Source organism: Candidatus Infernicultor aquiphilus (assembly GCF_002784285.1).
In the GTDB taxonomy this organism is placed as follows: Bacteria; Atribacterota; Phoenicimicrobiia; order Phoenicimicrobiales; family Phoenicimicrobiaceae; genus Infernicultor; species Infernicultor aquiphilus.
The window spans coordinates 1-5,488 of the sequence record NZ_PFKO01000074.1 but is presented as its reverse complement, the minus strand read 5'-3'; the positions used below and the strand labels follow the sequence as shown (position 1 = coordinate 5,488).

Sequence of the window (5,488 nt, the reverse complement as noted above, 5' to 3'; positions counted from 1 at the left end):
TTTAGTCTTGCTAATACCGTGTTTTTTAATTATTCCCAATGCTTTTATAATCTTATCTATGCTTTTCTCACTAGCTACTCTACCTACAAAAAGAATTATTTTTTCATCTTCTTTAAGATTATACCTCTTCTTAATTTCCGAACATTTTCGCTCATTTTTTTCTTGAAAAGAATTTAACTCTATTGCATTAGGAATAACTTCAATTCTATTTTTTATTCCATAATTTTTGATTAAAGTTTTCATTGATTCAGAAGGAGTAGTTATACAATCAGTTTTATCAGCTAAATTAGAAACTATTTTTTTAATTACTTCCTGGGTCAATTTTTGAGGTAGAGGAGCAGCATAATAAGCATACTGATCATATTGAGTGTGTAGAGTTAATATTTTGGGAATACCAAATTTTTCACCATACATAATCGCCTGAGAACTTAGTATAAAAGGATGATGAACATGAACAATATCAGGATTAAATTCAGTTATAACTTTTTTCACTCTAAAAGATAAAGGTATAGCAATAGGATATTTCACTTTATTAGTTAAGTTTATCGATCTGTATCTAAATATATTCTTTTCCTGATCAATATAACCCTCTACTCTGGGGGCAAAAATATAAACCTCCTGCCCTTTTCTTTCGTAGGCTTCTTTTAAAGATATTATACTGGTAACCACTCCGTTAATTAGTGGTTTATAACAGTTAGTAAAAAAAGCAATTCTCATTAATTTCCCCCTCACCCTAACCCTCTCCCACCGAGGGGAGAGGGAATAAAGAACGACTATTTTAACTGTTTTTCCGCTTGTTTTAACCAGTAATTTGCTTTTTTATTTTCTGGTTCTAAACGTAAAACTTCCTTCCAATTACTGGCAGCTTCCTGGTAATTACCCCGCTCATAGTAAACTCTACCTAACCAATAATAAGCTGAAGAAAAATTAGGGTTGGACCTGATTGCTTGGCGATATTCATAGATAGCTTGTTCAAATAATTTTTGTTCATAAAGATTATATCCTGCTTCATAATGAGAATAAGCTTTTTTCCCGTATTTTATTGAATTCTCTACTTTATCAAAAAAATATTGAGCTCGAGGGTATTCAGGATTAATTTCTAATACTTTTTGCCAGGAAGAAAGAGAATCAACTAATCTATCTTTTTCATAAAATACTCTTCCCAACCAATAATAAGCTTCCGCCATTCCCGGATTAATTTCAACTGCGTTTTGTAAATATAAAATACATTCATCATAATCTTCTCTTTGGTAAGCAGCATATCCTAAACGATAATAGGCAAAAGCCAGTTTTTGTTCAACCTGTGGATAAATTATTTTCTTTTCTTGAATAAGTTCTATATATTTACCCCATTCTTTTGCCTCTCTATAATACCAATTAGTATATTGATAAATCTGGGCAAGATAATAATGAGCTTCTATAAAGTCCGGGTCAGCCTGGATAGCTCTTTCACCATAATCGATCGCCTCGGCCCACAATTCTTTGCTGGGATAATTAGCTCCCTGGTAATTCTTAATCGCCTCCTCCATTTTGTTTACAGCCATCTTGAGATATTCAGACGCTTCTTGGGAAACAGTCTCCCAGGCGGTTTCCTCCTGGCCCGTAGCAAAACAGAAATTAAATTCTAATAATAATCCACAAATAATTAGAGCCAAAAATAAAAATATTCTTTGATATTTCCTTTTCATTTTTTATCTCTCCTTTACCTATAGTGTAATTTTATATTTTATTATATCATAATCCTAAATTTAGATCCAATTCTTCCCTATTTTCTAAGGCACCAAGAAGCTTATTTTTTACTTCATTAAATTGAGTAATATATTGAGAATTGATTGAAGAAGCGGCAGGAAGTTTGAGCTTTAAAAAATCTACCTTTTTTCCATTTTCGCTAATAGAAAAATCTAAATGCGGACCAGTAGCTAATCCGGTAGCTCCTACATAACCTATTATCTCTCCCTGTTTTACCTTCTGACCATTTTTTAACCCACTAGCAAAACGGGAAAGATGACCATATCCAGTCTCATAATTGTTAGGATGACGAATCTTAATATAGTTTCCATATCCATCATTCCAGCCCTTATAAATAACTGTTCCATCCCCAATAGTGGAAATCGGGGTCCCCGAAGGGGCAGCGTAGTCAATAGCTAAATGAGGCCTCCAAATTCTTAAGATAGGATGAAGTCGATTATTAGAAAAATAAGAGCTAATATATTTATAATTTAAAGGGGCTTTCAAAAAGGCTTTTCTTAGTGATTTCCCCTCTTTGGTATAATAATCTATATTTCCAGAAGGATCTTCAAATAGGACTGCGTCATGTTTACTAAGAAGTTCTCCTTCATATTGAGCGGCCAGTATATTACCCCAACGGTAGAAATCTCCTTTATATTGTTTTTCTACTAAAATTTTAAAAGCATCACCTTCTCGACATTCAGTAAGAAAATCAATTTCCCAGGCAAAAATTTCAGCCATCTGAATAGCTAATTGAGGTGCATCAGCACACTCTATCATTGATTCATAGAGAGAGCTTTTAATGGTACCTTCTATCTGCACTATTTCCTTAGGAATATCTTCCTTTACTACTTTTAAATCTTTTAAATCTGAATTAGGTAGAGGTAAAGAAATATGAAAAACATCGAAAGGAGTAGGCTCATAAGTAAATTCTTTAAGTGTGCCTGTTGGATCATATTTTAAAGAATATTTACTACCGGCAGGAATATAATTAAAATCTACCACCGACTTAATTTTGTCTTGTAAATCAAGTATTTCAGCTGCAGAGATTCCTTCTCTTATTAAAGATTCATAAAGAGTATCTCCAGCTTTTAAAATTCCATCAATGGTAATTCCTTCTAGTGGTGGTAAAGATATTTCTTCTAAGAGTGTCGGGGCACCCTTCTCTTCCCCATCTAGCGGTAAATCTGACACTACTTCTAAGGCCAGAGAAGTAGAAATAATTTCCTTGGTTTGTTTTACAGGAAACAAAGGAAGGATCTTAAAATAAATTATTCCTATAATTAATAAGAGAGCAAAAATTCCTCCAATAACTATGAATTTTCTTCGGTTTTTTCTTCTCTTCTTATAAAAAAAATAATTATGGTAAGAATAAAAATAGGAGTTTTTTCTTGGTAAAATCTTTAATATCCCCTTACATATTTATAAATTTTAAAATATTTATAACTTTATTCGGGTAGCTTAGGTATATTAGTCGCTGAAATTTTTTTAATTATGGCAGTATAACCATCATATACTTCTTTAGTAAAACATACAAATAAAATTTTTTCTACCAAATTATTTTTCTTTAAAAAATTTATAGTTTCAGTAACAGCAATTTCTATAGCATGTTTTAGAGGAAATCTGTAAGCTCCAGTACTAATGGAGGGAAAGGCAACTGTCTTAAGTTGATACTTTTTTACTAAAGTAAAACAATTTCGGTAACAATGAGCTAAATATTCATTTTCTTTATTGTTTCCACCTCTCCAGACTGGACCAACTGTATGAATTACCCATTTAGCAGGTAAATTATATCCGCAGGTTATCTTGGCTTCTCCGGTAGGACATCCATTTAATTTCCGACATTCTTCTAAAAGTTCAGGGCCAGCTGCTCGATGAATTGCTCCATCCACACCCCCACCACCAAGAAGGGAATTATTGGCTGCATTAACTAGGGCATCTACTTTTTGTTTAGTGATGTCGCCTTGAACGACCTCAATTCTATTTGGCATATTGCTCTACTCCCTATTTGCTGCAAAACAAATGAAATGTAAAGTTATTTTTTATATTTTATATAAGTATTATAAAAATATCTATCGGTCATAGAGGCAATATAATCTATTACTATTTGTTCTGATAAATTACTATTTACATAATTTGCTCCCTTATTTTTACCTCTATTAAAAATCCATTCTTTAAAAATTAGAGAATCTTCATTATCTTTTTTAAGATCCTCAGCAAATTTATTAAAAAGATATCTAAAGTCGTTTTTTAATTTGGTCTTTTTAGCTTTTAATTTTGAATTTTGATATATTCTTTCCACATTAAACTGTTTTAATTCAAAAACTCTTTCGGCAATATTAGAGGAATAGATTATTTCATCGTGATGATAGGAATTTATGATAAGATCAGTTACCAGGGAATTTATAATAGCTGTATTACTTTCTCCTAATTCTTTCTTAATTTTCTCTGGTAATTCATCTTTTTTTAAAATACCTATCCGTATTGCATCTTCTAAATCTTGTCCTACAAAAGAAATAGCATCCGACATCCTAACTACACATCCTTCCAAAGTTGCTGGCAGTATAGATGCTTTTTCCCCTTGGGATTTTTTTCTACCATAGTCTATTAAATCAGCTTCGGTTTTAGATCTATTCGGTTTCAAATATTTCTCGTTTATCTCACCATCATGAGAAAGAATTCCATCTCTTACTTGAAAGGTTAAATTCATTCCTCTGCAGGAATCAGCAAGTTTATCAACTATTCTAAGGCTATGGAGGTTATGAAAAAATAAACCAATCTTTCTTTCTCGACAAATTTCCTGAAGAATTTCCTCTCCATCATGTCCAAAAGGAGCGTGCCCCAAATCATGTCCCAGGGCAATTGCTTCAATAAGGTCAAGGTTTAGTTTTATAGCCTTCCCTATTGACCTCGCGATTTGAGAAACCTGTAAGGTGTGAATACTCCGATTCGATAGTTGTTCGTCAAAACTAGTAGAAAAATATATAACTTGAGTTTTCCCCACATATCTACGAAATGATCCGCTATATAATATATGATCCCGATCTCTGGAATAAGGACCTCTAAATGGATGAGCTGTTTCCCTTTCTCTTCTAGCTTGACCATTTTTTGCAGCATAAGGAGAAAGATAATTATCTTCAAAATCAAGGATTTCTTTTTTAAAGATCTCTCCCTCCATAGTTCTTCCTTCCGATTAAGAAAATTCAGTATCAAGAAATATTTTCATTTTACTTTTAATCATAGACTTATATTTTTTATTTTACAAAATTGTAATAAATTCCGCAAGTATTTTTTTCGTATCGTGTATCGAGTATTGCGTATTGCGTGAAAAGAAAGAACGGAAAGTGCTTAGGAAATAAACTTGTATTTAAAACTAACAACTAATTTAGTTGGTAAATTGGCAAATCGGGGAATCGGTGAATTGACTAATTGGCGAATTAATTCCTATCCTTTCACTGACCCGGCTAAAATACCTCTTACAAAGTAACGCTGTAATCCTAAAAAAAGAACTAAAGGAAGAACCATAGAAACAAAGGCTGCAGCAGTAAGAAGCTCCCAATCCTGACCATAAGAACCGACTAAAGCACTTATTCGTACCGTAAGAGGGGCAACCGCTGGGGTTCCTCCTAGATAGACTAAGGCTACTAAAAGATCATTCCAAACCCATAAAAATTGAAATATAGTAACAGAAGCAAGTGCTGGAACAGAAAGAGGTATTACTACTTTAAAAAATATTTGAAAAGAAGTAGCACCATCTATA

Annotated in this window: 6 protein-coding genes; all 6 read right to left on the bottom strand. The window is 32.6% G+C overall.

Annotated features, from left to right (window positions below):
• A partial coding sequence (locus COZ07_RS02085; RefSeq protein ID WP_406606941.1) for a glycosyltransferase occupies nucleotides 1-717 on the bottom strand: 717 nt, incomplete at its 3' end.
• Nucleotides 718-773: 56 nt separating this feature from the next.
• Nucleotides 774-1,688 (bottom strand): tetratricopeptide repeat protein, encoded by a 915-nt coding sequence (locus tag COZ07_RS02080; protein WP_406606940.1) that lies wholly within the window; start codon nucleotides 1,686-1,688, stop codon nucleotides 774-776.
• 46 nt (nucleotides 1,689-1,734) lie between these two features.
• On the bottom strand, nucleotides 1,735-2,979 hold the full coding sequence (locus COZ07_RS02075) for a M23 family metallopeptidase (RefSeq protein ID WP_406606939.1): 1,245 nt from the start codon (nucleotides 2,977-2,979) through the stop codon (nucleotides 1,735-1,737).
• A gap of 197 nt (nucleotides 2,980-3,176) precedes the next feature.
• Nucleotides 3,177-3,719, bottom strand: a complete 543-nt coding sequence (locus tag COZ07_RS02070) for a macro domain-containing protein (RefSeq protein ID WP_406606938.1) — start codon at nucleotides 3,717-3,719, stop codon at nucleotides 3,177-3,179.
• 44 nt (nucleotides 3,720-3,763) lie between these two features.
• The gene (locus COZ07_RS02065; RefSeq protein ID WP_406606937.1) at nucleotides 3,764-4,906 is read right to left on the bottom strand and encodes a deoxyguanosinetriphosphate triphosphohydrolase family protein; all 1,143 of its coding nucleotides are present in this window, start codon (nucleotides 4,904-4,906) and stop codon (nucleotides 3,764-3,766) included.
• 266 nt (nucleotides 4,907-5,172) lie between these two features.
• Nucleotides 5,173-5,488 (bottom strand): carbohydrate ABC transporter permease (locus COZ07_RS02060; protein ID WP_406606936.1); only part of this gene is annotated, 316 nt, incomplete at its 5' end.